At 58.0% G+C, this 26,994-nt stretch carries 26 protein-coding genes and 1 pseudogene; 17 read left to right on the top strand and 10 right to left on the bottom strand.

Annotated features, from left to right (window positions below; translation table 11 throughout):
- Nucleotides 1-110: 110 nt before the first annotated feature.
- Nucleotides 111-2,036 (bottom strand): acid phosphatase, encoded by a 1,926-nt coding sequence (locus tag IEI95_RS17930; protein WP_156536445.1) that lies wholly within the window; start codon nt 2,034-2,036, stop codon nt 111-113.
- A 328-nt stretch (nt 2,037-2,364) separates the two neighbouring features.
- Between IEI95_RS17930 and IEI95_RS17925 the strand changes: the two are divergent.
- Both IEI95_RS17925 and IEI95_RS17920 read left to right on the top strand, forming a co-directional pair.
- Nucleotides 2,365-3,155, top strand: a pseudogene (locus IEI95_RS17925) (rhomboid family intramembrane serine protease).
- 138 nt (nt 3,156-3,293) lie between these two features.
- Entirely contained in the window at nt 3,294-3,728 is a 435-nt protein-coding gene (locus IEI95_RS17920; RefSeq protein WP_071206658.1) for a CBS domain-containing protein, read from the top strand.
- Between the two features lie 170 nt (nt 3,729-3,898).
- On the opposite strand, the gene IEI95_RS17915 is transcribed toward IEI95_RS17920, so the two are convergent.
- The 3 genes from IEI95_RS17915 to folE all read right to left on the bottom strand — a co-directional run bounded on the left by IEI95_RS17915 (nt 3,899) and on the right by folE (nt 6,311).
- Nucleotides 3,899-4,849, bottom strand: a complete 951-nt coding sequence (locus IEI95_RS17915) for a patatin-like phospholipase family protein (RefSeq protein ID WP_071206657.1) — start codon at nt 4,847-4,849, stop codon at nt 3,899-3,901.
- 302 nt (nt 4,850-5,151) lie between these two features.
- On the bottom strand, nt 5,152-5,610 hold the full coding sequence (hisI, locus tag IEI95_RS17910; RefSeq protein ID WP_194416847.1) for a phosphoribosyl-AMP cyclohydrolase: 459 nt from the start codon (nt 5,608-5,610) through the stop codon (nt 5,152-5,154).
- 95 nt (nt 5,611-5,705) lie between these two features.
- Nucleotides 5,706-6,311: a GTP cyclohydrolase I FolE gene (gene folE, locus IEI95_RS17905; RefSeq protein ID WP_060715530.1), complete on the bottom strand. Its 606-nt coding sequence runs from the start codon at nt 6,309-6,311 to the stop codon at nt 5,706-5,708.
- Nucleotides 6,312-6,583: 272 nt separating this feature from the next.
- On the opposite strand from folE, the gene IEI95_RS17900 reads away from it, so the two are divergent.
- From IEI95_RS17900 to thrS, 4 genes are all read left to right on the top strand, one after another.
- On the top strand, nt 6,584-7,027 hold the full coding sequence (locus IEI95_RS17900; RefSeq protein ID WP_156541736.1) for an iron-sulfur cluster assembly scaffold protein: 444 nt from the start codon (nt 6,584-6,586) through the stop codon (nt 7,025-7,027).
- Between the two features lie 13 nt (nt 7,028-7,040).
- The gene (gene yidD, locus IEI95_RS17895) at nt 7,041-7,427 is read left to right on the top strand and encodes a membrane protein insertion efficiency factor YidD (protein WP_194416846.1); all 387 of its coding nucleotides are present in this window, start codon (nt 7,041-7,043) and stop codon (nt 7,425-7,427) included.
- Nucleotides 7,424-7,858, top strand: coding sequence for a DUF2267 domain-containing protein (locus IEI95_RS17890; RefSeq protein ID WP_156536451.1), 435 nt, complete (start codon nt 7,424-7,426; stop codon nt 7,856-7,858). The genes yidD and IEI95_RS17890 overlap by 4 nt, the downstream gene beginning before the upstream one ends.
- Nucleotides 7,859-7,970: 112 nt before the next feature.
- Nucleotides 7,971-9,971 (top strand): threonine--tRNA ligase, encoded by a 2,001-nt coding sequence (gene thrS / locus IEI95_RS17885; protein WP_156536452.1) that lies wholly within the window; start codon nt 7,971-7,973, stop codon nt 9,969-9,971.
- A 49-nt stretch (nt 9,972-10,020) separates the two neighbouring features.
- Here the strand turns inward: thrS and IEI95_RS17880 are convergent, their stop codons facing one another.
- Nucleotides 10,021-10,509, bottom strand: a complete 489-nt coding sequence (locus IEI95_RS17880) for a metal-independent carbonic anhydrase family protein (RefSeq protein WP_234891180.1) — start codon at nt 10,507-10,509, stop codon at nt 10,021-10,023.
- Between the two features lie 335 nt (nt 10,510-10,844).
- Between IEI95_RS17880 and IEI95_RS17875 the strand changes: the two genes are divergently transcribed.
- The 4 genes from IEI95_RS17875 to nadC all read left to right on the top strand — a co-directional run bounded on the left by IEI95_RS17875 (nt 10,845) and on the right by nadC (nt 15,303).
- Nucleotides 10,845-11,741, top strand: a complete 897-nt coding sequence (locus tag IEI95_RS17875) for an NUDIX hydrolase (protein ID WP_156536453.1) — start codon at nt 10,845-10,847, stop codon at nt 11,739-11,741.
- Nucleotides 11,742-11,910: 169 nt separating this feature from the next.
- Nucleotides 11,911-12,882 (top strand): quinolinate synthase NadA, encoded by a 972-nt coding sequence (gene nadA / locus IEI95_RS17870; RefSeq protein WP_194416845.1) that lies wholly within the window; start codon nt 11,911-11,913, stop codon nt 12,880-12,882.
- Complete coding sequence (locus tag IEI95_RS17865; protein WP_194416844.1) at nt 12,879-14,444, top strand: L-aspartate oxidase; 1,566 nt, start codon at nt 12,879-12,881, stop codon at nt 14,442-14,444. The genes nadA and IEI95_RS17865 overlap by 4 nt, the downstream gene beginning before the upstream one ends.
- Nucleotide 14,445: 1 nt before the next feature.
- Nucleotides 14,446-15,303: a carboxylating nicotinate-nucleotide diphosphorylase gene (nadC, locus tag IEI95_RS17860; protein WP_156536456.1), complete on the top strand. Its 858-nt coding sequence runs from the start codon at nt 14,446-14,448 to the stop codon at nt 15,301-15,303.
- Nucleotides 15,304-15,309: 6 nt separating this feature from the next.
- On the opposite strand, the gene IEI95_RS17855 is transcribed toward nadC, so the two are convergent.
- Nucleotides 15,310-16,296: an RgsD C-terminal domain-containing protein gene (locus tag IEI95_RS17855; RefSeq protein ID WP_156536457.1), complete on the bottom strand. Its 987-nt coding sequence runs from the start codon at nt 16,294-16,296 to the stop codon at nt 15,310-15,312.
- Between the two features lie 222 nt (nt 16,297-16,518).
- Here IEI95_RS17855 and IEI95_RS17850 point away from each other — a divergent pair, with 222 nt between their 5' ends.
- Both IEI95_RS17850 and IEI95_RS17845 read left to right on the top strand, forming a co-directional pair.
- Nucleotides 16,519-17,103, top strand: coding sequence for a nitroreductase family protein (locus IEI95_RS17850; RefSeq protein WP_070164689.1), 585 nt, complete (start codon nt 16,519-16,521; stop codon nt 17,101-17,103).
- Nucleotides 17,103-17,708, top strand: a complete 606-nt coding sequence (locus IEI95_RS17845) for a flavin reductase family protein (protein WP_015916011.1) — start codon at nt 17,103-17,105, stop codon at nt 17,706-17,708. Before IEI95_RS17850 ends, IEI95_RS17845 begins: the two co-directional genes overlap by 1 nt.
- On the opposite strand, the gene IEI95_RS17840 is transcribed toward IEI95_RS17845, so the two are convergent.
- Nucleotides 17,697-18,434: a hypothetical protein gene (locus IEI95_RS17840; protein WP_194416843.1), complete on the bottom strand. Its 738-nt coding sequence runs from the start codon at nt 18,432-18,434 to the stop codon at nt 17,697-17,699. The two genes, IEI95_RS17845 and IEI95_RS17840, sit on opposite strands and share 12 nt — an antisense overlap.
- Nucleotides 18,435-18,508: 74 nt before the next feature.
- On the opposite strand from IEI95_RS17840, the gene IEI95_RS17835 reads away from it, so the two are divergent.
- Nucleotides 18,509-19,645: a DUF2336 domain-containing protein gene (locus tag IEI95_RS17835; RefSeq protein ID WP_234934231.1), complete on the top strand. Its 1,137-nt coding sequence runs from the start codon at nt 18,509-18,511 to the stop codon at nt 19,643-19,645.
- Between the two features lie 27 nt (nt 19,646-19,672).
- Here the strand turns inward: IEI95_RS17835 and IEI95_RS17830 are convergent, their stop codons facing one another.
- On the bottom strand, nt 19,673-20,071 hold the full coding sequence (locus IEI95_RS17830) for a hypothetical protein (RefSeq protein WP_015916014.1): 399 nt from the start codon (nt 20,069-20,071) through the stop codon (nt 19,673-19,675).
- A gap of 134 nt (nt 20,072-20,205) precedes the next feature.
- On the opposite strand from IEI95_RS17830, the gene IEI95_RS17825 reads away from it, so the two are divergent.
- Nucleotides 20,206-20,691 (top strand): GNAT family N-acetyltransferase, encoded by a 486-nt coding sequence (locus tag IEI95_RS17825; RefSeq protein WP_156536460.1) that lies wholly within the window; start codon nt 20,206-20,208, stop codon nt 20,689-20,691.
- Nucleotides 20,692-20,722: 31 nt separating this feature from the next.
- Here the strand turns inward: IEI95_RS17825 and parE are convergent, their stop codons facing one another.
- Nucleotides 20,723-22,846: a DNA topoisomerase IV subunit B gene (parE, locus tag IEI95_RS17820; protein ID WP_156536461.1), complete on the bottom strand. Its 2,124-nt coding sequence runs from the start codon at nt 22,844-22,846 to the stop codon at nt 20,723-20,725.
- A 302-nt stretch (nt 22,847-23,148) separates the two neighbouring features.
- Here parE and IEI95_RS17815 point away from each other — a divergent pair, with 302 nt between their 5' ends.
- The gene (locus IEI95_RS17815) at nt 23,149-24,042 is read left to right on the top strand and encodes an alpha/beta hydrolase family protein (RefSeq protein WP_156536462.1); all 894 of its coding nucleotides are present in this window, start codon (nt 23,149-23,151) and stop codon (nt 24,040-24,042) included.
- A gap of 40 nt (nt 24,043-24,082) precedes the next feature.
- Here IEI95_RS17815 and IEI95_RS17810 read toward each other — a convergent pair whose 3' ends face one another.
- Complete coding sequence (locus IEI95_RS17810; protein WP_156538067.1) at nt 24,083-25,279, bottom strand: GGDEF domain-containing protein; 1,197 nt, start codon at nt 25,277-25,279, stop codon at nt 24,083-24,085.
- Nucleotides 25,280-25,639: 360 nt separating this feature from the next.
- On the opposite strand from IEI95_RS17810, the gene tpiA reads away from it, so the two are divergent.
- Both tpiA and secG read left to right on the top strand, forming a co-directional pair.
- Nucleotides 25,640-26,410, top strand: coding sequence for a triose-phosphate isomerase (tpiA, locus tag IEI95_RS17805; RefSeq protein ID WP_070151074.1), 771 nt, complete (start codon nt 25,640-25,642; stop codon nt 26,408-26,410).
- 97 nt (nt 26,411-26,507) lie between these two features.
- Complete coding sequence (secG, locus tag IEI95_RS17800) at nt 26,508-26,894, top strand: preprotein translocase subunit SecG (protein WP_015916020.1); 387 nt, start codon at nt 26,508-26,510, stop codon at nt 26,892-26,894.
- Nucleotides 26,895-26,994 lie beyond the last annotated feature (100 nt).

The following is a 26,994-nucleotide window of genomic DNA, read 5'->3' as shown; positions in this document are numbered from 1 at the left end:
GATAGGACCTGAGAGAAATGAAACGGTCTTCTCGAAAAGACAAGCGAAAACAAAGGAAACGGTAGCCTGCCTGGTTCTATGCGAACCTGACAGGCTACCGGCTATTGGGCTTATCCTTCGATGCGCAGGGAGATGGTTTTCTTACCGTAAACCGCCTTGACCTTATGGCCATCAACTTCGATAGCGCCGAATTTTCCAGCAATCCTGGTGGCAGTGATCAACTTTATGGTCTGTCCGGCTTTCCATTGACCGTCATGTTTGACCACCAGTTTTCCACCGTCGATGAACAGCGTCTTGTTGACCACAAGGCTTGGCGCTTTCGTGGCTTTGGTGGAGGTAATTTCCAGGGTCGCATCCTTGCGCAGCGTCAGGGTGCCGGTCACGGTCAGAGGCGCGGAGGCAATGTCCATCGTGCCGCCAGCAAGATACACATCGCCCTTGCCAAAGGCAGTCGGTGATTGTGCAACAAGGCGACCGTCCTCGATCACCGTGCCGCCGCTCCAGCTGTTGTTGGCTGACAGCGTCAGTGTGCCGCTGCCCTGCTTGGTCAGCTTGCCTTTGCCGGAAATCGGGTTTTTCCAGGTGTCGTCGGCGTTGAAGCCACCTTTGGTAGCGTCCATCACAAGAGTAACATCGCCGTCGAAGGCTCCGTAGCCATCTGCGGCGCGGAACAGGTCGAGACGACCCCAGCCTTCCGGATCATTGATGATTGGATAGCCGGAGGCAATTTCCGTGGTTTTCAAGACGACCCGGCGCTGATCGGCACTAAGATAGGGCAGGCGGGTTTCCAGCAGCACTTCGGCACCCTTGGGCACGCTGGGCGCCAAGGATGGATCGCCGATCTGCTTGTAGCCATAGGTCAGGCGTGGTTCGAAAAATTGCTTGTTCCAGGCGTAATCGGCATAGGCATCCGTCGATTTCGGAAGAGCATGGGCCGTCGCCAGCAGCGCTTGGCCGTCTTTTGCGCCGGTTTGCTTCATCAGCCAGGTCTGGCTCTGCTGATAGGCTTCGCTGCGCATCGGCGTATAGTCCGGCCGGTTTAGATTATAGGCAACGATGGCGGTGGCCAACACCCGCCCGCCCAGCACGTCGAAGGTCTGATGCATGCCAGCGCGAATGCGGTTTTCGCCGAGCATGGCGGCGCGGGTCAACATTTCCTGGTAACGCTGGGGCACCAGATAGGCCATCACCAGCGCATCGCGCCAGGCTTCGGCGGTATGGCCGGAGGGGAACCCTCCGTCGGAGGCCGGTTTGTCGCTCTTGGCCAGTTCCAATTGCGGCACGATCCGCACCTTGTCGCTGGCGCGGTAGGGACGGGCATATTTGTAATAGCGCTTGGCAGGCTCAGTTGAACCATCGGCACTGCCCGCCTCGATCAGATCGACGGCCTTGCCGAGATCTTTATTATCCTTCGAGCCGACACCGCGATTATTGCCCTTGTCGTCATATTTGACGGTGGTCGCGTCAGCGGGCATGCCGGTGATCGTCGTGGTCTGACGCACGCCCTGGCGCCAGGCATCGGCCAGGGGACCAAGACCATCGGTAATGCTGACATTCTTGCCGCGCCGGTCATCGAGATAGGCGGCCAGATCGCGTTCCGGCGTATGTTCGCCAGTCACCTTGATGGAATAAGCGAGATTCTGCTCATGTAATTGCGGGAGCTTCTTGACGCCATCGGTCGGGCTGCCGGGAATGCCGCTCCAGTCCGATTTGGCAATCGCCGGGCACCCATCCTTGGCCGGTGCTTCCTGATCTGCATCGACAAAGGGCGTACGAGGTGTCCAAAGCTCCAGGAAACCGGACAGAACCCGCACGCCGGCATTGGTCTGTGGTGTCGCATGGCAGGCATCGCCGCGCTGGTTGGTGGCGCCGGTATCCACATAGGCCATAACGCCTGCCGGTGGCGGCGCGCTATCGGCATGGCCGACACCGGCTGGAACTGGGGGCAGGGTGAGGCCATCGGCGAAGGCTGGCGTCAGCGCTGTTGCAAGTGAAAGGACAGCCGCGAAAGCGGCGATTGAAGAGAGTTTTTTCATGGATGGCCTTTCTCTTGGGGCTTTGGCTCTTGGGGCTTCGGAAACCCTGCGATAACGAGAGCTTGCTGCTGATCTGCCGAGTTTTCTGGCTGTGTTTTCTGGGCTTTCGCAGATGTGCGCGCAGCGGCGGACGTTATTCGTCAAGGTGGTAGATTAATAGCTGTGAATTTTCCGTGTCAATCGTCGGTCTGGTGGACTGAAGCCGTCTTGCTGGCGATTGCTTAAGGTCTGTGTGCAACAGTTTTCTGACAGCGGCGATCTCCTGCATTTCCTTTTGCCGATCTCTCGCTATATGCTGATGCTCACGGGTCACAAGGAATAGAGATGCATGGACGACAGGCCGAAGGGGCAATGGGACCGCGAGCCTGAAGATGGGGACGACCCGCTGGGCGAGGGACTCGATCCGGCGACCAGTGGACGCGAACCGGTGTTCAACATGCCGGGCGGCATTCTTCTGGCGCTGATGCTGCTGGTGATGATCTATGCCCTGACCGGCTGGATTCTGTCTGATGAAATCTCCAATTGGATCATGGTGGAATTCGGCTTTTCGCCGGTGCGCTATGTCTATGATTTTTCCAACCAGGATCTGGCCTGGCTGTGGACACCGTTCACCTATTCGTTGCTGCATGGCAGTATCGAGCATCTCGGCTTCAACGGTCTCTGGCTCGCAGCCTTCGGCACGCCGGTCTGGCGCCGCATTGGCGCAGTGCGGTTCTGGTTGTTCTGGCTGGCGACGTCAGCCGCTGGCGCTGTTGCGCATGTCTGCCTGAACTGGGGGGATGCAAGCCTGTTGATCGGCGCTTCCGGCGTCATTTCCGGCCTGATGGGAGCTGCCTGCCGGTTTGCCTTCGGCCCCGGACGCTCCGGACTGCGGCTGCGCGAACAGGATGCCTTGCCACCCCGGTTGAGCGTGTTGGCCAGCCTGTCTGAGCGCACCGTCCTTGTCTTCATTATCATGTTCCTGGCCGGCAACGTGATCATCGCATTCGGGATTCCGCTGGTTGGTGATCCGGGCGCGGCCATCGCGTGGGACGCGCATCTGGGTGGTTTCGCCCTGGGTTTTCTGGGTTTGCGCTGTTTGACCGCCGCCCAATCGGGCAAAAAACGGCGGACGATTAAAAAAAGCTGTGTCGATGCATCCAATTGGTTGCGTTCTCTAGCAAATGCAGGCAGCATTCCTGATCAGGGGGCGTCGATCCGGGAGGAGGAAAGGCGCCCAATCCTGAATGCCCGGAGATTTGCCAGGAGGAGGCGCATATGTCTGTGACAGTAAGGAATATTCTCAGCGAAAAAGGTCGTGATGTGATTACGGTTGGTCCGACGGTCAGTTTGGCCGAGGCCGCCAAGGTCTTGCATCACAATAAGATCGGTGCGGTGGTGGTTGTCGGCATGGAAAACCGGATCGTCGGGATTTTCACGGAGCGCGATCTCGCATCGGCCATCGGTAAAGGCGGGGTCGAGGCCCTGTCCATGCCGGTATCCAAAGCCATGACCGCCAATGTGTTTCGCTGTAGCGAAGAGACCACCGTCAACCAGTTGATGGAAATGATGAGCAGCAAACGCTTCCGTCACGTACCGGTGGAAGATGGCGGCAAGTTGATTGGCATCGTCTCGATCGGTGACGTGGTCAAGCAACGCATCCGTGAGGTGGAGCTGGAGGCCGAGCACATCAAGGCCTATATCGCTGGATAAGGCCGGTGTCGTGCCTGGTTTTGGGCGCGGACATTCCGCGATAAATAGCCAGTTCTCTGCGTGAATAGTGGGTCTGCCTGGTTTGTCCGGGCAGGCTTTTTTATGTGAGGGGAGAGAATGCCACCACAGCTTTGGACCGAAAACCGGTTTCCATATTTCGGTCCGATGCTTTATCGCATCACAGCTTCCTGCATCCGGCGGATTTCAGCGATACGGGCGATGGTTTCTTCATAGCCGCGTGCAATGCATTCACCAGCGCGGTGGAATTCCGACAGGCCAATATCGTTGACACGCGGATGAAGCGCCAGATCGGGCGGATCGCCTGCCAACCGGGCGCGGGAAATCCGGTCCTGGATAATGTTGAAGGATTGCACCATCACGCCGGTCAGCCCCAGCCGATTCGGCTGTTTTACCGCGCCGGTATCCGGGCCGATCGGGCCGACCTTGTGCTTGACCACGGCGGAGCGACCATAAAGATCGTAGTGGAGGTTAACCGCCACCACCAGCGGCTGCTCATAGGAGCGGCAGACCGATACCGGCACGGGATTGACCAGCGCGCCGTCGACCAGCGTCCGGTTGTTGCAACGCACCGGCTCGAAAATACCGGGCAATGCGTAGGAAGCGCGAAGCGCAGTGACCAGATTGCCGCCATCGATCCAGACTTCGTGGCCGCTCGTCAGTTCGGAAGCAACCGCCACGAAGGGCTGCGGCAGATCTTCGATGGTCAGGCCTTCCAGGTGTTCCTGCATGCGTTTCGTCAGGCGCATGCCGCCCAACAGGCCGCCGCCGCCAATGGTCAGGTCGAGAAGGGCCGCGATGCGCCGGACGGTCAGGGATCTCGCAAATTGCTCCAGCTCGTCCAGCTTTCCCGCCAGATAGCAGCCGCCGACCAGCGCGCCAATAGAGGTTCCCGCTACCATGCCGACTTCGATGCCAGCCTCATCCAGCGCGCGCAAAACGCCAATATGTGACCAGCCACGGGCAGCACCACCACCAAGGGCAAGCGCGATTTTAGGCTTGACGACCGGCGGTGGCAATTCGGCGACAGTGCTTCCGCCCGATGGGTTTCCTGGCTTTGCGGACCGACCGGCCCCTTGACCTCTTAAATTCCAGTTCAACATTTCCAGAACACCCTTTCGACCGAACAGTCCCCAACTGCATTGCATAAAGCCGCCGTTGGCTCAGGTCAGAAACCATACAGTGGTGCATCACGTCCGATGCACGGCGCTGCCATGTACGGCATGCTTCAAGTGCCCGTCGACGTCGTAACGCCCGCCCGCATTTTCATGTCCACCAACTCTGTTTTGAGAGCATGCAGCAGATTTACTCTGCCTTCAAATGCGGTATTTCCGGGGTAGTCTGCGCCGCCTTGTTTACCAAAGCGTTTCTGTAAAGACTTTTTGATGTTTAAAATAGCAAATGTCTATTTTTGGTCCTGGCCGGCATAAACCTGCGCAGGATCGAAATGCCTGTGGTCGTCAGTAATCACCATTTTCGCCTCGCCATCGGCAAGCTGAACGGAGCGATAAAAACAGGATCTGCGACCGGTATGGCAAGTGGCGTCATGGCCGGACACCTCGACCTTCAGCCAAATCGCATCCTGATCGCAATCGACGCGAATTTCCTTGACGCTCTGCATGTTGCCGGAGCTTTCGCCCTTTTTCCAGAGGCTCTTGCGTGAGCGGCTGTAATAATGGGCAAGGCCGGTTTCGATGGTCAGCGCCAGGGCCTCGGCATTCATATGGGCAACCATTAGCAGTTCGCCATCGCGGTTGTCAGTCACAACGGCGGTCAGTAGGCCATGAGAATCGAATTTTGGCGTCAACAGGCCAGCGCCTTCCAGAAGGGTTTTGTCCGTCGAAGGAGCTGCAAAGCTGATCATTCCATCCATCCGCAAAAAGCAAAAATAAAGCACCGCAGCAATGCAGTGCTTCATTGTATTCCATCAAAACGGCGATGCGGCAAGCGCTGAGGCGATCAGCGGTTTTGCACCATGGTCATGAAACGTACCTGCTGCGCGACGTCGGTCTTGAACTCACCGGTAAAGGTGGTTGTCAGTGTCGTGGAGCCGGATTTCTGAATACCGCGCATTGCCATGCACATATGTTCGGCATCGACCATGACGGCAACGCCGCGTGGCTGAAGATACTGAACGAGGGAATCGGCAATCTGCGCCGTCATGGTTTCCTGGGTTTGCAGGCGGCGGGCGAAGAGATCGACGACGCGGGCGATTTTCGACAGGCCCAGCACCCGGCCATTCGGCAAATAGGCGACATGCGCCTTGCCGATCACTGGCAGCATGTGATGCTCGCAATGCGAGAAAAACGGGATGTCGCGCACGAGCACGATGTCGTTATAGCCGCCAACCTCTTCGAATGTCGTGCCGAGGACGTCCTCGACATTGACATTATAGCCGCCAAACAATTCGCCATAGGCTTTGGCAACACGCTTTGGCGTGTCGAGCAAGCCTTCCCGGCTCGGATCATCGCCAGCCCAGCGCAGCAATGTGCGCACGGCGTTTTCGGCTTCCTCGCGGCTGGGGCGGGACGTTTCAGGCGACATTTTTTTCACTGTGGCATCCATGCCATTACTCTCCCGGTCACTCATACTGGCAGAAGCCCTTTTCGACGATCCAGGCTTTAATTGCGTAATTCGAGCCATAATGGCAAGTCCAATCCTCGTGGGCGTGTTTCAAAGTTTTCGCCTTGATGTTTCTACACCGACATACGATGTGATATATAGAGAACCCGCACAATCACGACATACGCCAAAACGCGACACAGTGTTGCGTAAATATGGATAATCCAACAGGTCGGTTTTTGCGTATGGGCGGGCATTTGGAGCAAAGTTTGGCGATGGATGATATTTACAATACCAAAATCCTGGAATTTGCCGGCAATATCATCCGCGTCGGTGCATTGAGCAATGCCGATGCCGTGGCTGAAAAGCACTCCCGCTTGTGTGGTTCACGTCTCAAGGCTTTTGTAACTGTGGACCGCGATAAAGTCACTGATTTTTCGCAGGAATTGCGCGCCTGCGCGCTGGGGCAGGCTTCTGCATCGATCATGGCACGCCATGTGGTGGGCGCCAGTTTTACGGAGATCCGCAAGGCCCGGGCCGATATGCTTGATATGTTGAAGGAAGGCGGCGAGGGGCCGCAAGGCCGGTTTGAGGATCTGCGCTACCTGATGCCTGTGAAGGATTACAAGGCCCGCCATGCCTCAACTATGCTGATTCTGGATGCGCTCTGCGATTGTCTCGATCAGGTCGAGGCCCGCCAATCGGCGCTGGCTGGCTAGGATTGTCTCGCCGATGTGCCAGCACTGCGAAAACCTCGACGATGAGGAGGACGAAAGGCCGCGCCACAGAGGCCGGAATTATCACGGACCTTTTCGCAAGACACCGGACCGGATGTTGGGCATGGGGCTGATCCGGCTCTACCAGTTGACGCTCTCCAGCTTGGTGGGCAGTCATTGCCGCCATTCTCCAACTTGCTCGGAATATGGCTACGAGGCCATCGCCCGCCATGGATTGTGGAGTGGCGGCTGGCTCACCCTGTTTCGGGTCGGGCGCTGCGGCCCCGGCGGCACCTGGGGCGTGGATGATGTGCCGCATACCCTTGGCGCCCGCTTTCGGTTTTGGCAGGTCTGGAGCCTGTGGACGTTTGGACGCAAGCATCCTTCAGGGCATGTTTCATGACGGTACCGGAAGAATACCGTCAGGCATCTCGTGATTTTGAGAGTATTCTGGTCGAGGTGCGAGACCAAGCCATGCTGGGGACGACGCACAGGGCCTATACGACGCTGGAAGCTGTTTTGCTTGTCTTTCGCCGCCGCCTGACTGTGGCGCAGGGTCTGGCCTTTGCGGATCTGCTTTCTGTTGGTGCAAGAGCGCTGTTCGTCAGCCATTGGGATTGTCATCAACCCGTTTTGCCCTTCAACTCGCCCCAGGAGATGATGGCGGAAGTCATGGCGCTTCGCCACAATCACAATCTCTCGACGCCTGATGCGATAGAGGATGTAGTCACGGTTTTGCGCCGTCACGTGGATGAAGCTGGCTTTAAGGCTTTTCTGCAAAGCGTTTCGCCTGAGGCGCTCAGGTTTTGGCGCTTCGATATCCATGCGGAATAAGCTTTACTGAAAAGACGAATTTCAGTATTCAGCCGCTTCAATCCCGGCCAATTGCGCCGGTCATTTTTACCACCCGCATTGGTTGGCGGGACTGGATCAGGAGCCTTTAAACATGTCCGACACCGTTTCCCTTACATTTCCCGATGGTTCCGTGCGCAGCTTCGCGGCTGGCGCGACCGGTCGTGATGTCGCCGAATCGATTTCCAAGTCGCTGGCCAAGAAGGCCGTGGCCATTGCGCTCGATGGCGTTGTGCGCGATCTCGCCGACCCGGTCATTGACGGTAAGATCGAAATCGTCACCCGCACCGATCCACGGGCGCTGGAGTTGATCCGTCACGATACGGCCCATGTTCTCGCCGAAGCGGTGCAGGAATTGTGGCCCGATACGCAGGTGACGATCGGCCCAGTGATCGAAAACGGTTTCTATTACGATTTTGCCCGCAAAGAGCCTTTCACGCTGGATGATCTGCCGAAGATCGAAAAGAAGATGAAGGAAGTCATCCAGCGCAATCAGCCGTTCCGCAAGGAAGTCTGGTCGCGTGAAAAGGCCCGCGAAGTGTTTGCCGCCAAGGGTGAGTCCTACAAGGTCGAACTGATCGATGCGATTCCTGAAGATCAGGATATCAAGATCTATTATCAGGGCGACTGGTTCGATCCTTGCCGTGGACCGCATATGGCCTCCACCGGCCAGATCGGCACGGCCTTCAAGCTGATGAAGGTGGCCGGTGCCTATTGGCGCGGCGATAGCAACAATCCGATGCTGACGCGCATCTACGGGACAGCCTTTGCCGAGCAGGAACAGCTCGACAATTACCTGCATATCCTGGCGGAAGCCGAAAAGCGCGATCACCGCAAGCTGGGCCGCGAAATGGACCTGTTCCATTTCCAGGAAGAAGGCCCAGGCGTGGTGTTCTGGCATGGCAAGGGCTGGAAAATGTTCCAGTCGCTGACCGCCTATATGCGCCGCCGGTTGGCCAATACCTATCAGGAAGTCAACGCGCCGCAGGTGCTGGACAAATCGCTCTGGGAAACCTCGGGGCACTGGGGCTGGTATCAGGAAAACATGTTTGCGGTGAAATCCGCCCATGCGTTTACCAATCCGAATGACCCGGAGGCCGATCAGCGTGTGTTTGCGCTCAAGCCGATGAACTGCCCTGGCCACGTGCAGATCTTCAAGCATGGATTGAAGTCTTACCGCGAACTGCCTGTTCGCCTTGCGGAATTCGGTCTCGTCCATCGCTACGAAGCCTCTGGCGCCTTGCATGGGTTGATGCGTGTGCGTGGCTTTACGCAGGACGATGCGCATGTGTTCTGTACCGAAGAGCAGATGGCGGCGGAATGCCTGCGCATCAACGATCTGATCCTGTCGGTCTATGAGGATTTCGGCTTCAAGGAAGTGGTGGTCAAGCTCTCGACCCGCCCGGAGAAGCGCGTTGGCTCCGATGAGCTTTGGGATCGCGCCGAAAGCGTAATGACCGAAGTGTTGAAGGCCATCGAAGAGCAGTCCGGTGGGCGCATCAAGACCGGCATTCTACCGGGTGAGGGCGCGTTCTACGGTCCTAAATTCGAATATACCTTGAAGGACGCGATTGGCCGTGAATGGCAATGCGGCACGACGCAGGTGGACTTCAATCTGCCGGAACGCTTCGGTGCCTTCTATATCGATCAGCATTCGGAAAAGACCCAGCCGGTGATGATCCATCGCGCCATTTGCGGCTCGATGGAGCGGTTCCTTGGCATTCTGATCGAGAATTTCGCCGGTCACATGCCGCTGTGGTTTGCGCCCTTGCAGGTGGTCGTGGCGACCATTACCTCCGAGGCTGACGACTATGGCCGCGACGTAGCTGAACAGCTGCGCGATGCCGGTCTCGAAGTGGAAACCGATTTCCGCAACGAGAAGATCAACTACAAGGTTCGTGAGCATTCGGTCGGCAAGGTGCCTGTCATCATCGTCTGCGGCAAGCGCGAGGCGGAAGAACGCACGGTCAATATCCGCCGGCTCGGCAGCCAGGATCAGGTGTCGATGACGCTGGATGAGGCCATCTCCAACCTGGTCGATGAGGCCACACCGCCGGATGTGAAGCGCAAGCGGGCGGCCAGGAAGCTGGCTTAAGGGTTTTCCAAAGCAAGGGGCGGGTGTTTCCGCCCCTTGTGAATAGCCGTCAATGACTCGGCGTGTATGGCAGCGATGAATGCTGGATATTGATTTTCAGATGGCCATCTGCGGTTTTGATAAAGCCCATTGTGTAGTCGGCTTTGGTCACGGAACCGTCCTTGGCGGTAAAGTAGTAATTGCCCATGGAGATTGCTGTTTTGCAGTCGTAGATGATGGCGTGGTTTTCAAACCGCACATTCGTATAGGGTGTCAGCGCAAATCCGTGGTCTTCCGCCAGCCTTCCGGTGACGAAATAGGATAGCGCGTCTTCCGGTGTATCGCGAAATTCGACCACGGAAGCCTTGGTCGGCTTGAACAGGACGGTTCCTTCCTGATAGCCATAGGTGTCGGCTATGAATTTTTTTGCCGCCGTTCTTGCGTCTTCGGCTGCGCCAATTTCGACCAATCCTTTGCCCCATCTCTCCTCTGCCTGTAGGATGTCTGCTTCGTTGATTGCGGCTGGGCAATTTTCAGCCCGGCTTGCAGCTGATGACATCAAAACCGATGTCATTACAAAAGTTAAAAATATAAATTTCTCTATCATATAATAATCCAATATTTGTACTGTAGAATTACATCGATAAAGATCTGGTATTTTGTTATCGGATAATAGATGGGAAAAATGCCGAGCTTTGAATCTCAAAAAAATGCTTTTAGATAGTTTGGTTTGTGAGTTGGTTGCTTGCCAATTTTTCGAGAAAAAAGGAGCGGCTACGTCAATGGTTTGATATTCAGAAGTCAATCAATTGAAAAGAAAGAGAGTTTTCTGTAAGCCTGTCCAGCGACATCGTAGCCGTTATTCCCTCGCCAATCCCACGCAGGACCAGCACCTTGCTCAATGCCATTGCCCATGCCGAACTGATTGCCGTCTTGACGGCTGTGACCGGGGACGAACCTCGGGTCATGACGGTGCGAGGGGGCGATGCCCTGCCATCCGGTCCGTTCGAGCTTGGCCATCGCAGCTTGCAAGGCGGTTTGCGGGAATGGATCGAGGATCAGACCGGGCATCCGGTCGGCTATCTGGAGCAGCTCTACACCTTTGCCGACCGGGATCGTGACACGGATATAGGCGGTGGACGGACGATCTCGATCAGTTATCTGGGGCTGGTGCGCGAACAGGCCGCGCCCGGCGCCGGACGGCCCGGCTGGCATGGCTGGTACGAATATTTCCCCTGGGAAGACCGCCGCAACGGCCCACCGCAGAGTTTGGCCCGCATTCTCGATGCTCTTCAGGAGTGGGCAGTGGCCGATAGCAGCCGGCGCGAACATCGCCAGCGCCGTCTCGATTTTTCCTTCGGGCTGAATGGCATGGATTGGAACGAGGATCTGGTGTTGCAGCGCTATGAGCTGATGTATGAGGCCGGTCTGGTGCAGGAAGCCGGTGCTGCTGAAGCCTCGGGCCGTGTGATGGTTGGCGATCATCGCCGCATTCTGGCGACCGGCATTGCGCGCCTGCGCGCCAAGATCAAATACCGGCCAGTCGTGTTCGAGCTGATGCCGGAAAGCTTTACGCTCTCGCAACTCCAACGCTGTGTCGAGGCGCTGGCTGGCCTCACGCTTCACAAGCCGAATTTCCGCCGCCAGATCGACCAGCAAGAGCTGATCGAGGAGACCGGCGACATGGCAAGCGAGACGGGCGGACGCCCGGCCAAACTTTTCCGCTATCGTCATGCCGTGTTGGAAGCGCGCGCCTTGTCCGGCTCGAAACTGCCGCTGTCTAGGTCATAAATCACTGATATTAAATGATTTAATGAGGTGCAATATTCCGTGTGGATGTGCATCAGGGGTCGTTTTGTCCCGTCCATAAAAATAATTGTCGCGCGATTGACATAAACTCCAATCGAGAATAACTCTTGGCTTGAGGATATACTCAAAATGAGTAGAAAAGGGAAAGCCGATGAATACCGCCCCTTCACTATCAACGCTCTATGATCGCGTCTCCAGGGTTATCCCGATGGCCGAGTGGATGTCTTTCGAGGATGATATCGCAGCGATTCTGGAGCTGAAAAAGCGCCGCAATGCCGTTATCCTTGCTCACAACTATCAGACACCGGAGATTTTCCATGGCGTTGCCGACATTGTTGGCGATAGTCTGGCCCTGGCCCGCAAGGCCATGGAGGTTGATGCGGATGTGATCGTGCTGGCGGGCGTGCATTTCATGGCCGAGACCGCCAAGCTGCTCAACCCGACAAAAACCGTGTTGATTCCGGATATGGCAGCGGGCTGTTCGCTGGCTGATTCGATCACGCCTGAGGATATTGCCCTGTTGCGTGCCGCCCATCCCGGCGTGCCTGTGATCACCTATGTCAATACATCTGCGGCGGTGAAGGCGGCCTCCGATATCTGCTGCACCTCCGGCAATGCCAAGGCGGTGGTCGAAAGCCTTGGCGTGCCGAAAGTGCTGATGATTCCGGACGAATATCTGGCTCGCAACGTGGCGCGCGAAACCAATGTCGAAATCATCGCCTGGCACGGCCATTGCGAAGTCCACGAACTGTTCACCGCAGGCGATATTGCCGAGCTGCGCGAGGCCAATCCCGGTGTCGTCGTGCTTGCCCATCCCGAATGTCCGCCGGATGTGGTTGCGGCGGCAGATTTCGCCGGATCGACGGCGGTGATGTCGGATTATGTCGCCAATCACAAACCGGCCCGTGTGGTGCTGCTGACGGAATGCTCGATGAGCGACAATGTCGCCGTCCATCATCCCGATGTGGATTTCGTGCGGCCCTGCAATCTATGCCCGCATATGAAGCGGATTACGCTTGCCAATATCCGTCAGGCACTGGAGGAAAACCGGCAGGAAGTGACCGTCGATCCCGCCATTGCCGATGCCGCGCGCCGGGCGGTTGAAAGGATGCTAGCGGTATGAGCAGGCTGGATACTACAGAAGATCGGATCGTCGTGATCGGCAGCGGCTTGGCCGGTCTGGTAACGGCTCTCTGCCTCGCGCCGCATCCTGTCACCATCGTCACCCGCGCTGCGCTGGGTGCGGAAACCTCCAGCGCCTGGGCGCAAGGCGGCATTGCCGCCAGCATGGGGGGTGATGACAGCGCGGCGCTGCATGCGGCGGATACCTTGGCGGCAGGTGATGGACTTTGTGATCCTGATATCGTTGAGATGATCACATTCGCGGCCCCTGCGGCGATTGCCATGCTCGAACGGTTCGGCGTCCGTTTCGACCGGAATGCCGAGGGTGAGTTGGCGCTGGGCTTGGAGGCCGCCCATGGCCGCCGCCGCATCGTCCATGCCGGGGGTGACGGGTCCGGCGCGGAAATCATGCGCAGCTTGGCGACAGCGGTGCTGGCGACGCCATCGATTTCGGTGATGAGCGGACTTCAGGTGCGCCGCCTGCTTGTCGATGCAGGCGGGATCAACGGATTGTTCTGCGCCTCGGCGTCAGGACCGGTGCAGATTGCCGCTTCTCGGGTGGTGCTGGCCACCGGCGGCCTCGGCGGGCTGTATGATTCCACCACCAATCCCTCCGGCAATTACGGACAGGGCATCATGCTCGCCGCCCGTGCCGGTGCGGTTCTGTCGGATATGGAATTCGTGCAATTTCACCCGACGGCGCTGGATGTTCCCCTTTATCCGCAGCCGTTGGTCAGCGAAGCCGTGCGCGGCGAAGGCGCTGTGCTGATCAATGAGCGCGGCGAGCGGTTTATGGCCTCCACCCCCGGAGCCGAACTTGCGCCGCGTGACGTGGTGGCGCGGGCGATCAGCGCGGAACGGGCCAGGGGAGGCACGGTTTTCCTCGATGCCCGAAAGGCGCTTGGCCACGGTTTTTCCAGCCGGTTTCCGGCCATCGACTCGCTCTGCCGGGCGGCTGGCATCGATCCGTCGTCGCAACCAATCCCGGTGCGCCCCGCCGCGCATTATCACATGGGCGGTGTGGAGACCGATTGTTTCGGGAGAACCTCGGTTGCCGGTCTCTGGGCGGCAGGCGAGGTGGCCTGCACCGGTCTGCATGGTGCCAACCGTCTGGCCAGCAATTCGCTCCTGGAGGCGGCGGTAATGGGTATGCGGGTCGCAGAAGATGTAGCGCGCATGTCGCCCCCTCAGATAATGCCTTCCGGATCGCAAACCGTGCCGCCTGCCGATGACATTGCGCCGGTTCGGGCGATCGTCTCGGCCAAGCTTGGCGTCTTGCGCGATGAGCGCGGCTTGCAGGCGGCAATAGCGGATATTCTGCCACTCGTTGAAGCAGGCGGTCCAGCCAGCGATCCGGCTGTGGTGGCGCTGCTGGTCGCCGTGTTTGCCCATGCGCGGCGCCATTGCGCAGGCGCTCATGCCAGGACCGATTTTCCACAGTCCTGTCCAGACCCTTTGCGCCAGCGGATGACGCTGGATGATGCCCTTTCCCTTTCCCTTTCCCTTTCCCTTGCCCACGACACCGTTTCCCCTGCCTTGCAGCCCTATGCCCGGAGCGCCTGACATGTTTTCTCATTCCCTGCCACGTGTCATCGTTGAACCACTGGTGCGCAATGCCCTCTCGGAGGATTTGGGACTGGCCGGCGATATCACCTCCATGGCGGTCATCCCGGCCGACCATCGTTCGACGGTGCAGATCGCCAGCCGCCGGGACGGGGTGATTGCCGGGCTTGATGCCAGTGCCATCGCCTTCGAACTGGTCGATCCCGGCTTGGTCATGACCTGCCATGTCAACGATGGCGCTGCCGTCAAGGCGGGCGATGTTCTGGCAACGATTTCCGGCTCCTCCCGCAGCCTTCTGACCGGCGAGCGGGTAGCCCTGAACTTTCTCGGTCATCTCTCAGGCATCGCCACGGTGACGCGCCAAATCGTCGACGCTGTTTCCGGCACCAAGGCCGCCGTGGCCTGTACACGCAAAACCACCCCGGGCCTGCGGGCGCTGGAGAAATATGCAGTGCGGATGGGGGGCGGAATGAACCACCGCTTCGCGCTCTACGATGCCGTGCTAATCAAGGACAATCACGTGGCCATTGCTGGCAGCGTCACTCAGGCCATCCTGCGGGCGCGGGGCGGTGTCGGGCATATGGTCAAGATCGAAGTGGAAGTCGATACGCTGGATCAATTGCGTGAAGCGATGGAGATTGGCGTCGATGCCGTGCTTCTCGACAATATGACACCAGAGCAATTGCGCGAGGCGGTGGAAATCGTTGCAGGCCGCTCCATCACCGAGGCCTCCGGCGGCATCACACCGCAAACGGCAAGGGCTGTAGCGCAAAGCGGCGTCGATTTGCTATCGGTCGGCTGGATCACCCATAGCGCGCCGGTGCTGGATATCGGCCTGGATTTTGTCGAGGCGGAATGAGGGGATTTAGTTGGTGTCGTATCCGGCCTGCTGCTGAACATTCTGCTGGCTGTCTTTCAGCAGCAATTCGACATCGGCGTTTACCCCGGCTTTGACCTGAAATTCCTTCTGGTAGATCCGGTCCTTGTTGCGGGCAATAGCAGTGTAATTGCCCTCCGACAGCACCAGAACCGGATAGGCGCTGACGCTTTCCGCCACGGCATCGCCGGAGGAGGTCAGGATCGACCAGGCGGTATCGGCAATCGCTTCGCCACCCGGTTCCGAGACCAGCTTGAAATTCATCTGGGCGGCGCGGTGCTGAAGCGTCGCCTCGGTGATCTTGCCCGCCTCGACCTTGATATCAGCCCGCACCAGCGCATTGACCTCACCATATTGCGAGACGACGTGATAGGTGCCGGAATTGAGGCTGACGAGCGTGTTGGGCTCGATATTGTCCATGATCAGGCCGCGATCATTGTCCTCAGGACCATCGCCTGCGTAGATTTTGAATTTCAGTTTGGAGGGCTTGATCCGGGTATCGGGGCCGGAAACGGCATTCAACACCATGCCGCCAGCATCCAGCACCATGACCTGCTTTTGCACTTCGCCGTCGGTAGGCACATCGAGCTTGCGGGTAACGCCCGCCCGTCCAAAGGAGACGTTGACGAAATAATCCCCAGGCGCCAATTGCAGTTCCGCCGAGCCGCCCTGGCTGCTGGCGACCATTGGCAATTTGCCATCGCTGCCGGCAATCGGGCTATAGACCCGCCATTCCAGGCCTTGCTGCAAGGGCTGGCCGTCATTGTCGAGCTTTGCTTCAAACCGGATAAGCTTGGAATGGGACTGAGGGGCAGGGGCAATCGGCGTCGAAAACGCACTCAGCTTTGGCATTTTCACCGTGCTGTCCAATTGCTTGAACGATTTAAATGCATCCTCGGCCATGCCGGGTCCGGCGCTTGCCGCCAGCAGCGAGGCCGCGAGGATCAGGGGAAGACGGCAGGAAAAAGATATCATATGAATGCCCGACCGATTCAACCGCAATGATTGGCGTGTTAATCGGCTGGTACTACAATCCGACCGCCAAGGCAAATTCAAGGCTTGCAACTTCCTGAGATTTACACTCCAGTTTTTAGCGCCTCGGGCGAGAAATCCCAACGCTTTCGCAGGGCGGGCTTTCACGACCACTGATCTGACTTTCTTCAAGGCTCCGCCGATCTTCAAGGAAAAGACGTTAACATGTACGAACATATCACCCTTCTCGATTATTTGGCCACCCGTCGTTCCGTTCCGGCTTTTCAGATGTGCGAGCCCGGTCCCTCCAGATTAGAACTTGAATCTATCCTAAAGCTTTCGGTGCGCGTCCCCGACCACGGCAAGATCGCCCCCTGGCGCTTCATCGTTTATCGCGGCGATAAGCGGGTTGAAATCGGCGAGGCGCTGCTGGCCATGGCGCTGGAGAAAAAGCCGGAGCTGGATGAGGAGATGATCAAGGTCGAGCGCGCCCGCTTTACCCGCGCCCCAGTGGTGATCGGGGTGATCAGCACGGCGGGACCGCATCCCAAGGTGCCGGAATGGGAGCAGGTCATGTCGGCGGGTGCCGTGTGCCTCAATCTGTTGATGGCGGCCAACGCCCATGGCTATGTCGCCAATTGGCTGTCCGAATGGTTTGCCTTCGATGAAAAAGCGTTTCCCTTGCTGGGCATCAAGCCGGGCGAGAAGGTGGCGGGCTTTATTCACATGGGGTCCACGACATTTCCGATTGTCGAGCGCCCGCGTCCGAGCATAGATGACGTGGTCAGTTGGATGGGAGACACGGATTGATGTTTTACGAAACCAAGACCAACGCCCATGGCATGGCGCATGATCCGTTCAAGGCCGTGGTCTCGCCACGTCCGATCGGTTGGATCGGGTCAAAAGGCCGGGATGGATCGTTTAATCTGGCGCCCTATTCGTTTTTCAACGCCATTTCCGACAAGCCGAAAATGGTGATGTTTTCCTCGGCTGGCCGCAAGGACAGTCTGCGTAATGTGGAGGAAACCGGTTGTTTCACCGCTAATTTCGTCAGCAGCGACTTAGGCGAGGCCATGAACCGGTCTTCGGCACCGGCAGCTTATGGCACGAGCGAATTCGAACTTGCCGGGCTGACCCCCGTCATGGCCCGGCTGGTGGACGCACCTTATGTGGATGAAGCCTATGCCGTGCTGGAATGCAAGGTTACCGAGGTGATTTCTCCGAAGACGCTTTCGGGCGAACCCAGCGAGAATTTCGTGGTGTTCGGCGAAGTCGTCGGCATTCATCTGGCCGATAGCGCCATGCGCGATGGCCGGTTCGATGTGACGCTGGTGCAACCCCTGTCACGGCTGGGCTATCTGGACTATGCGGCGGTGACTGAAGTGTTTCAGATGGTGCGGCCCTCAAAGGCCTGATTTTTGCGGCAAGGCGGCACGGATCATCGTGACCGCTGTGCTGCTGTCGCCCATCAGGGCGCTGAAGCCTCGCTTGACCAGATCGGCTGCGGTGTCAGTATCCTCTGGGCTGAACGGATGGATGATGGCAGGCAGATTGGCGCTGGCGGCGGCAAGTTGCACAAGGCTGCGGCAGGTTTCCAGAACGGGCTGGGCATGGCGCGGCGTCTCGGCCTGGATGGCGGTGACGACCGCTCCTTCATCCAAGCCAAGGCCGATCAACCGAGCCGAACTGGCGGCAATGGCGGATGCCTGGAAAAAGCCGGAAGGGTCGCCGCCGAGAAGGGCAATGAAGGGTGTGCTGCCATCGGCAAGCCCGGCTCTTGCCTCCTCGACCCGCAAGAGCGCATCCAGCCGCTGGCTGTCGGCGGCTGTTGCGGCATTCGTCAACAGCAACCCATCCGGCTTCAACGCTATCAGCTGGGCGAGAAGGGCCGTGAAGTCATCATGGTCCAGCCGGGCAGAGAGATGAAACAGCACGGGCAGGGTGGACGACGGGTTTTGATGCCGCCAACTGGAATACACTGCGGCTGGATCGGTGCTGCCAAAAACCAGTGCGTCAACCAGTGCTTCCGGGGCATCGGGTGAGGTCCCTTCTTCTGTCTCGATCAGCAATAGCACCTGGCAAAGTTTTTCCTTGAAGAAAAGCAAACGCTGATCCTTCCGATCATCATGGTTAATCGACATGGTGAACCAATCTTAAACTTTTCTCGCATACCATAATGGCAATGGGTCGGGTTTTGTTTTGATTGGGGTTGTCAGTGCTTGTAAAGGCTTTCTTTCGCTGGTCAGAAACCGCAAAGGCGTGCGACCGGGCAAAGGCCGCCAATGCGCTGGGCCGGGCCTATATCTATTCGCCAATGAGCGAAGACGATCGGCGCTCCACCTATGTCGCCATGACCTATCTTCTGGACGATCCCTCACCCAAAGTGCGGCTGGCACTGGCTGAGGCTCTGGCCTGTTCGGCTGAAGCGCCTCGCGCTATCCTGGTGTCCCTATGTGAAGACCAGCCGGAGATCGCCTCGCGGGTCATTCTCTGCTCGCCCGTGCTGCAAGACCGTGACCTGGTCGATCTGGCTGGTCGAGGCAGCGGTATGACACGCGCCTTCATTGCGGCGCGTCCCCAGCTTTCCTCTGCCGTTGCCGCCGCCCTCAGCGAGATTGGCGACGTGCCGGAATGCCTGGTGCTGCTCGATAGCCCCACTGCCGCTATTTCGCCTTTCAGTCTGCTGCGACTGGCCGAGCGCCACGGCGCGCATGAGGCGGTGAGGGGCGTATTGCTGGAGCGCCTGGACTTGCCGAGCCGGGCGAGGCACCTGCTGGTTTCACAGGCCAGTCAGGCGCTTGCTGCCTCCGGCCTGCTGCGGTTTTCCCTTGGAGAAAGCAAACTCACACGGCTGAACCGCGAAATTGGCGTCAGCGCAGCCGCGGTGATTGCCGGTGAGGTCAGCTTCGATGAAATTCCTGATCTTGTCGAGCAGATGCGCGTCAATGGCCAATTGACGCCCGCCTTGCTGATCGAACTGCTATGCCGGGGCAAGGTCGATTTCTTTGCCAGCGCCATCGAATCGCTGAGTGGCTTACAGGAGCGCCGGGTTCGCTCGATTCTGGCTACGGGCCGCATGCATGCTGTGCGGGCGCTGCTTCTGTCCGCCGGTCTTGAGCACACAATCGCGCCGCTGTTCGTTGAGGCTGTGCTGCTTTGGCGCAATGCCGTGCAGACGGCGACCCATGGTGAAATCGGCAGCATTTGCCAGCCGCTTCTCGCCAAGGGCAGCAAGCTGGCATCTAGCGAGGCGGCGCGGCAATTGCTGGATCTGGTGGAAACCATGCTTCATCAGGACGAGCGTCGACAGGCCCGCCAATATGCCGCGCATCTTGTGGTCGATGCCGCCTGATTTCTTCCGGGATGAGGTCGTTTCGGGTTATTTGGTCAGTTTTTTCGCGGCCCAGGCATAGGTATCGGTGACCACATGCACCGGGGTGGTGAACACCATCTTGATATCCTCCTTGCCGGGCAGAACCTGTTTTACACTGTTGATGGCACGGTCTGCCAGAGACCGCTTTTCAGCTTCCGGCACAGGATCGGTTGGCGTTGCTGGGACCGCTGTGACGGTCGTCTGGGGAGGTGTCACAGTCTGTTGCTGGCAAAAGGCAACGACGCTGGGGAAATTCACATTGGAATATTGCCCCAGCACATTTTCCGAATCGCGATTGCACAATTCCACCGAAACCCAGCGCTGCTCGGCGGTGGCGATATACTGGCATTGGCTGACGCTGTCATTGCATCCCAGAATGGTCATGATCACGAGTGAGGCTTGCATCGGCTCGTCCTTCCAGTCAGTAAAGTTATCAGTAACGCAACAAGATTGGCGCAACCAAGACCAATCGGCCCTCGGACAAAAAATTATAACATATAATCGTTTTTGTCCGGTTTGGTGCCTCTCAGGATCGACAGATGTCCGTGAACAATCCTCTTTTGGCAATCACCATTGAACCGCCCCGCCAGCCCGACGTGATCCGGCTGCTGGATCTCTCCGATGCTTATATGGCTGCACTCTATCCGGCGGAAAGCAACCATCTTCTGGATGTTTCATCCTTGGAAAAGCCTGATGTCCATTTCTTCGTGGCGCGCCATCAAGGGCAGGTGGTGGGCTGCGCCGCCATTGTCGAGGCTGGAGATGGCACGGCGGAGATCAAGCGGATGTTTGTCGATCCCCGATCAAGAGGCCTGTCTCTCGGCAAGAAGCTGATGGCGGCATTGGAAGACCAGGCAAAAACGCTTGGCCTTGAAGCGTTGCGCCTCGAGACGGGTATTAGCCAGCCGGAAGCGATCGGTCTTTACCGAAAAGCCGGTTTTCAGGAAATCCCTCCCTTCGGCTCATATCGTCCCGATCCGCTCAGCCTTTTCATGGAAAAACGTCTGGAAAATCCAGTCGTTTGAATCGCTAAGCGAAAAAACACTTCGTTACGGTTCAAATATCCAAGTTTTCCGCAAAGGCGGCCCGCTCCTGAATAAACCGGAATCGGGCTTCCGGCTTAGTCCCCATCAATGCATCCACGGCATCACGGGTGCCTTCGAAATCGACGTCGTCGATCTCGACTTTCAGCAGCATCCGCTTGGCCGGGTCCATGGTGGTTTCCTTCAACTGCGCTGGCATCATTTCGCCGAGACCTTTGAAGCGGCCGATTTCGACTTTCTTGCCTTTGAATGTGGTTTCCATCAGTTCGGCACGGTGGGCGTCGTCGCGGGCATAGACCGTCTTTGCACCCTGACGGATCACGTAGAGCGGCGGCACGGCGAGATAGAGATGATTGCCCCGGATCAGTTCCGGCATTTCCTGATAGAAAAAGGTGATCAGCAGTGAAGCGATATGGGCGCCGTCCACATCGGCATCGGTCATGATGACGATACGCTCATAGCGCAGGTCTTCATCACGATATTTGGTGCGGGTGCCACAGCCGAGCGCCTGGATCAGGTCGGCAATCTGCTGGTTGGCCATCAGCTTTTCACGGCTGGCGCTGCCGACATTGAGGATCTTGCCGCGCAAGGGCAGAATGGCCTGGTTGGAGCGGTTGCGGGCCTGCTTGGCCGAGCCGCCAGCCGAATCGCCCTCGACGATGAACAGTTCCGCACCCTCGGCGGTGTTCTGGGCGCAATCCGCCAGCTTGCCGGGCAGGCGCAGCTTGCGCACCGCCGTCTTGCGGTTGACTTCCTTTTCCTTGCGCCGCCGCAACCGTTCCTCGGCCCGCTCGATCACCCAGTCCAGCAGCTTGGCGGCTTCATTCGGATTGTCAGCCAGATAATGGTCGAAAGGATCGCGCAGGGCGTTTTCCACCAGCCGCTGAGCCTCGACCGTCGCCAGCTTGTCCTTGGTCTGACCGACGAATTCCGGTTCGCGGATGAAAACCGACAACATGCCGACTGCCGAAATCATCACGTCATCGGTGCTGATCTGCTGGGCACGCTTGTTCTGGGTCAGTTCAGCATAATTCTTCAAGCCCTTGGTCAGCGCAATGCGCAACCCGGCCTCATGCGTGCCGCCTTCGGGCGTCGGGATGGTGTTGCAATAGGAATGAACCTGCGGATCGCCGCCATACCAGGTGATCGCCCATTCCATCGCGCCGTGGCCGCCGGTCTTTTCGGTCTTGCCGGCAAAGATTTCGCGGGTGACGGTAAATTCCTTGCCCAGGGTCGCGGCCAGATAATCCTTCAACCCGCCGGGGAAGTGAAACACCGCCTTATCCGGGACATCGCCGCCGGTGGTCAGGATTGCCGGATCGCAGGACCAGCGGATTTCCACGCCGCCGAACAGATAGGCCTTGGAGCGGGCCATGCGGAAAATCCGGCCCGGATCGAATTTCGCGTGATCACCGAATATCTGCGGATCGGGGTGAAAGCGCACCCGCGTCCCACGCCGATTATGGACATCGCCCAATTCTTCCAGCCCGCCCAGCGGCACGCCGCGCGAAAACCGCTGGCGATAGAGCTTGCGATTGCGGGCCACTTCCACTTCCAGCAGATCAGACAGCGCATTGACGACGGATACGCCGACCCCGTGCAAGCCACCCGAAGTCTCATAGGCCTTGCCATCGAATTTGCCGCCCGCATGCAGCTTGGTCATGATCACTTCAAGGGTGGATTTGCCCGGCACCTGCGGATGCAACTCGACGGGAATACCACGACCATTGTCGGAAACCGTCAGGAAGCCTTCGGCATCCAGATGGACATCGATGAAATTGGCATGGCCAGCCACCGCCTCGTCCATCGAATTGTCGATCACCTCGGCAAATAGATGGTGCAACGCTTTTTCGTCCGTGCCGCCGATATACATGCCGGGACGCATCCGCACCGGCTCCAGCCCTTCCAGAACACGGATGGAGGACGCCCCATAATCGTCGGGATTGCCGGTGGAGGCGGGCGTGGCTGAGCCGAAAGCCACTGCCTTGGCCGGGGTTTCCGGTTGGGCGGCAGTAACAGGCGCCCTACCAGCAGCCGTCACATCGGCAGCACCTTTCTGCGTCTTCGCAGCCTTGGCAGGCGTTGACGGCAGGGCGGCGAAAAGGTCGTTGTTATCGTCCATGATCTTGTCTGTCATTTGCTTGTGGTCTTCAGCGGAGCGCCGTGAAGAATTCTGTCTTGCTATTAGGCCTACGCTCGTCCGTCCCTGGCGCTTTCGGCGCAGTTTCCGGTTTGTTCCTGATTAGCGCATATTCTCAGCAACAATCAACCGATTGTGTCCATGCGCGCCCATTCCCTTTGTTGCCTGTTGCGGCAAGGAAGCGGGAGAATTATGTCTCACTTGGTCAAACCATGTCCATTCAGCCTATTTTCAAGGAAAACTTTTGCGTTTCTCGTGACGGCGTGGCAAGGCTGCGCCGTTAAGGAGACCTGATCCCGATGCGGATGTCCACAGTTCATTTGTTCGCCCCCGTGGTTCTGGCCGCTCTCTGCTCGGTTGCCAGCTCTTTGCCTGCAACGAGTGCGCCTGCCGTTAGCCTCAAACCTTTCAAGGACGAGCTGTTTTCCGGCCAGACCGTGTTGGAAAGCCGCGACAAGGGCGATTTCCAGACCATCGACTATCAGGAAATGCGCGACATCAATGGCCGCGACGAAATTCCCGAGCGCCGGGTCAAATCCGCCTACGTCTCGCTTGGTGTACGTCACCAGCAAAAGGACGAGACGCTGGATCTCGGTGATGCCGGCAAGTTGGATGTGACGAGGACCGGACCTGCTGATGGTGCGGCCTTCACGGTGATTTTCATTCATGGCCGGGGCGGGGACCGCCGCCTTGGGGCCGATGACTACAAATTCGGCGGCAATTTCAACCGGCTGAAAAATCTCGCCAATGACAATGGCGGCACCTATTACTCACCTTCCGTGCGCTCTTTCGACCAATCGGGGGTAACGCAGATTGCCGCCCTGATCGATTATGCCTCGGCCCATTCCGGCGGCCGTCCAGTGGTGTTGTCCTGCGCGTCCATGGGCAGTTTCATCTGTTGGGGCCTGACCCGTGACGAACGAATCGTTGCGAAACTGTCAGGCATGGCCATTCTGGGCGGGGCCAGCGATCCGGATTTTACCGCCAGTGCGGCTTTCAAACATAAGCTACCGATGTGGTTCACGCACGGCAGCCGCGATAGTGTCTATGCCGCTGGCGACCAGATTGCGTTGTACGAGCGCCTGCATCGGACCGGCTATCCAACCCGTTTCACGTTGTTTCTGACCGGTTCTCACGGCACGCCGGTGCGCATGACCGACTGGCGCGCCGTGCTCAACTGGCTAATTCGCTAGAATCTGCTGTTTTGGTCTGTCATTTGGAGAAGGCAGGGTTTTAATTTTCCCTGGCAAATTCCAGATCGAGCTGTTTTGACCCGCTCACGCAAACGCGGTTGCGCCCGCTGCGCTTTGCCTCGTAAAGGGCCGCGTCGGCGCGGTTCAGCAGGTCTTCCAACGAAACCGTTGCCGTAGGGCCCTCCGCTACGCCCAGACTGGCCGTTGTCACCTGGCCCCTGCCTTTGCCCAAGTGCGGGATGTTCATGCACTCGATTGCCCGGCGGATGGCTTCTGCTATTGCACAGGCGGCATCGACATCCGCATTCGGTAGCAAAACGAGCATTTCCTCGCCGCCGTAGCGGAAGGCGAAGCCTTTCTCACCGGCATTGTCGCGAATGCATTGGCTGACGGTGCGCAGACACTCATCCCCTTCCAGATGGCCGTGGACATCGTTGTAAAGTTTGAAATCATCGATATCGAGCATGATGGCGCAAACATGTGTTGCCGGTGATCTGCCTTTCCACAAGTCGGTCGCGACCTGTACCAGCGAGCGACGGTTCAGCAGGCCGCTCAGCTCATCACGGGCGGCGTTATGCTCCAACTGCTTTTGCAGTAGGCCAGCACGCAGCCTGTTGAGAAAATTCATTCGATCAGTGTGTTCGAGAAAATAGGCACCTAGCGCCAGGAAAATCGCGATCGTGATGTAGAAACTGACCAACCCGCTATAAGTGATATCGTCGAATGAGCCGTTCAGTTTTGCGGTTTTCAACAGCACGCCGCACATCAGCGTCAGGCCAATCACCACGATATGAAACCGTGGCCGCAGCGCAATGACGAAAAACAGGAAAGCAGCCACATTGCCGTTCTGATAGACGAACATGTATGGGCTTTGGCTGTAGATTGTGACCGACATCGGCAGGAGAATACTGAGCGTGCCTATTCCCAGCGACAGAAGTTCGTAATTAAGGGCCGTGCGCCAGCGCCTGACGGCAAGCACGCTGATAATTGCGAAAGGCGTGAATATTCCGAAGCGTACGATCAGCAGTTTGTCGAACACATCGGCCATCATCGTCGCGTCGCCGATGAAAACGGCGTCGTAAATAAGTGTGCCGATTACCGCCCAGAATGGTGTCAGCTTGACTCGATTGGCGACATATTCCTGAAGAAATTCCGCTTCTACGGCGGGGCTGAACCGCAACGCCTTGAAGCCTCGGGCGATTTGCCGGTCGATAGCTTCAAGAGATACGGTGGCCATTGCGGCTCTCCGGTTGACTAAGGGGAAACAAGCTTTCCGCATACGCCGAATCGGTGCTTTGGAGAAGCGCCGTTATCGAGAAACATCGGAACAATTTAAAAGTCTTGCCAATACCGATTCCGATCCGCCAGCGGCCCCGAATCTCTTTCTGTAGTTACCCCTATAATTACAGGGTTAAAGTGTACTCTGCATGAATTAACGGCATGCTGCATTGCAACTTGCCTTTTTTGCCGCCACGTCCTTTTATAGGGTGTCTAGATGTGGAAGAGTATTGTTTATGGTTTCCCGGGTGTCGGTTGAGGCGCAAAAAAGCGACCTCCAGCTGAACAGGAACATGGAATAAGGGTGGGTTGGATCAATATGACACCAGATGTACGTCCGCTTGTTGCGGGCAATTGGAAGATGAACGGAACCCGCGACGCGCTGGATCAGATCAAGGCGATGGCCGAAGGCGTGAAAGGGCCGCTCAGCGAGACCGTGGACAGTCTGATTTGCCCGCCGGCCACCCTGCTTTACGTGGCAACCGCGCTCTGCGACGACAGCCCGCTGCTGATCGGCGCGCAGGATTGCCATCAAAATGCATCTGGCGCCCATACCGGCGATATTTCGGCGGAAATGGTCGCCGATTGCTTCGGAACCCATGTGATTGTCGGTCATTCCGAACGCCGTACCGATCACGCGGAAACCGACCATCTGGTGCGCGCCAAAGCGGTTGCGGCCCATGCGGCGGGACTGACGGCCATCATCTGCATCGGCGAGACAGCCGATCAGCGCAAAGCAGGGCAGACGCTGGATATTCTCAAGCGTCAGCTCTCCGGTTCCGTGCCGGACGAAGCGCTCGCCGAAGATACGGTCATTGCCTATGAGCCCGTCTGGGCGATCGGCACCGGCGTGACGCCGACTGTCGCAGACGTGACCGAGGCCCACGCTTTCATGCGGGCCGAGCTGACACGCCGGCTGGGCAATGAGGGGGCTAAAATGCGAATCCTTTATGGCGGCTCCGTCAAGCCGTCGAATGCCAGGGAACTGATGGGCGTCGCCAATGTGGATGGTGCGCTGATTGGTGGCGCAAGCTTGAAAGCCGCTGATTTCCTTGCCATATACGGTGTCTATTCGGATTTGACAGCCTGATCTTTGTTGAAAAGGGCTTTCTTTGCGGCGGCTCCTCGTGTAGAGAGCCGCCGAATGTTGTTTTGACTTGGCCCTACGTGGGCAGGATGGATCGTCCATGCAGACCGTACTGATCGTCATTCACCTCATAATCGTGATTTCGCTTGTCGGCGTCGTGCTGATCCAGCGGTCCGAAGGCGGCGGGCTTGGGATCGGCGGCGGCTCAGGCTTCATGTCGGCACGCGGCGCGGCCAATGCCCTGACCCGGACAACGGCTATCCTGGCGACGCTGTTTTTCATCACCTCGCTCGGACTTGGCATTCTCTCGCGTTTCGAGGCAAAGCCGACCGATATTCTCAATCGTATTCCGGCTGGCCAGCAGGCACCATCCGGCAATATTCTTGACCAGCTGCCTGGCGCACCGGCGACCGCTCCGGCTCCTGCTAATGGCGCTGCGACAACGCCCGCACCGGCCCAGCCCGGCGCTGTTCCGACCGGCAACTGATCGGTCTCGTTCGTCTTCGCTCCGGCGGGCTTAAACAGTCCGCCGGTTTTTCTTTGTGTGTATTGTCGTCGGCATGAAAAATAACGCTGGCGGAATCAGA

It is taken from the genome of Agrobacterium vitis (genome assembly GCF_014926405.1).
Lineage (GTDB): Bacteria > Pseudomonadota > Alphaproteobacteria > Rhizobiales > Rhizobiaceae > Allorhizobium > Allorhizobium vitis_H.
The sequence above is the reverse complement of the archived record's forward strand: the minus strand, read 5'-3'. Positions and strand labels throughout refer to the sequence as shown.

What these genes read in the sequence shown, in the direction of transcription:
- parE (WP_156536461.1), bottom strand. Translation starts at nt 22,846, where the DNA reads ATGACAGACAAGATCATGGACGATAACAACGACCTTTTCGCCGCCCTG.
- nadC (WP_156536456.1), top strand. Translation starts at nt 14,446, where the DNA reads ATGTTTTCTCATTCCCTGCCACGTGTCATCGTTGAACCACTGGTGCGC.
- hisI (WP_194416847.1), bottom strand. Translation starts at nt 5,610, where the DNA reads ATGATCAGCTTTGCAGCTCCTTCGACGGACAAAACCCTTCTGGAAGGC.
- IEI95_RS17880 (WP_234891180.1), bottom strand. Translation starts at nt 10,509, where the DNA reads ATGTCATCAGCTGCAAGCCGGGCTGAAAATTGCCCAGCCGCAATCAAC.
- folE (WP_060715530.1), bottom strand. Translation starts at nt 6,311, where the DNA reads ATGGATGCCACAGTGAAAAAAATGTCGCCTGAAACGTCCCGCCCCAGC.
- IEI95_RS17845 (WP_015916011.1), top strand. Translation starts at nt 17,103, where the DNA reads ATGTTTTACGAAACCAAGACCAACGCCCATGGCATGGCGCATGATCCG.
- IEI95_RS17865 (WP_194416844.1), top strand. Translation starts at nt 12,879, where the DNA reads ATGAGCAGGCTGGATACTACAGAAGATCGGATCGTCGTGATCGGCAGC.
- IEI95_RS17810 (WP_156538067.1), bottom strand. Translation starts at nt 25,279, where the DNA reads ATGGCCACCGTATCTCTTGAAGCTATCGACCGGCAAATCGCCCGAGGC.
- nadA (WP_194416845.1), top strand. Translation starts at nt 11,911, where the DNA reads ATGAATACCGCCCCTTCACTATCAACGCTCTATGATCGCGTCTCCAGG.
- IEI95_RS17825 (WP_156536460.1), top strand. Translation starts at nt 20,206, where the DNA reads ATGTCCGTGAACAATCCTCTTTTGGCAATCACCATTGAACCGCCCCGC.
- IEI95_RS17840 (WP_194416843.1), bottom strand. Translation starts at nt 18,434, where the DNA reads ATGTCGATTAACCATGATGATCGGAAGGATCAGCGTTTGCTTTTCTTC.
- IEI95_RS17815 (WP_156536462.1), top strand. Translation starts at nt 23,149, where the DNA reads ATGCGGATGTCCACAGTTCATTTGTTCGCCCCCGTGGTTCTGGCCGCT.
- thrS (WP_156536452.1), top strand. Translation starts at nt 7,971, where the DNA reads ATGTCCGACACCGTTTCCCTTACATTTCCCGATGGTTCCGTGCGCAGC.
- IEI95_RS17890 (WP_156536451.1), top strand. Translation starts at nt 7,424, where the DNA reads ATGACGGTACCGGAAGAATACCGTCAGGCATCTCGTGATTTTGAGAGT.
- secG (WP_015916020.1), top strand. Translation starts at nt 26,508, where the DNA reads ATGCAGACCGTACTGATCGTCATTCACCTCATAATCGTGATTTCGCTT.
- IEI95_RS17855 (WP_156536457.1), bottom strand. Translation starts at nt 16,296, where the DNA reads ATGATATCTTTTTCCTGCCGTCTTCCCCTGATCCTCGCGGCCTCGCTG.
- IEI95_RS17920 (WP_071206658.1), top strand. Translation starts at nt 3,294, where the DNA reads ATGTCTGTGACAGTAAGGAATATTCTCAGCGAAAAAGGTCGTGATGTG.
- IEI95_RS17850 (WP_070164689.1), top strand. Translation starts at nt 16,519, where the DNA reads ATGTACGAACATATCACCCTTCTCGATTATTTGGCCACCCGTCGTTCC.
- IEI95_RS17915 (WP_071206657.1), bottom strand. Translation starts at nt 4,849, where the DNA reads ATGTTGAACTGGAATTTAAGAGGTCAAGGGGCCGGTCGGTCCGCAAAG.
- tpiA (WP_070151074.1), top strand. Translation starts at nt 25,640, where the DNA reads ATGACACCAGATGTACGTCCGCTTGTTGCGGGCAATTGGAAGATGAAC.
- IEI95_RS17930 (WP_156536445.1), bottom strand. Translation starts at nt 2,036, where the DNA reads ATGAAAAAACTCTCTTCAATCGCCGCTTTCGCGGCTGTCCTTTCACTT.
- IEI95_RS17900 (WP_156541736.1), top strand. Translation starts at nt 6,584, where the DNA reads ATGGATGATATTTACAATACCAAAATCCTGGAATTTGCCGGCAATATC.
- IEI95_RS17830 (WP_015916014.1), bottom strand. Translation starts at nt 20,071, where the DNA reads ATGCAAGCCTCACTCGTGATCATGACCATTCTGGGATGCAATGACAGC.
- yidD (WP_194416846.1), top strand. Translation starts at nt 7,041, where the DNA reads ATGTGCCAGCACTGCGAAAACCTCGACGATGAGGAGGACGAAAGGCCG.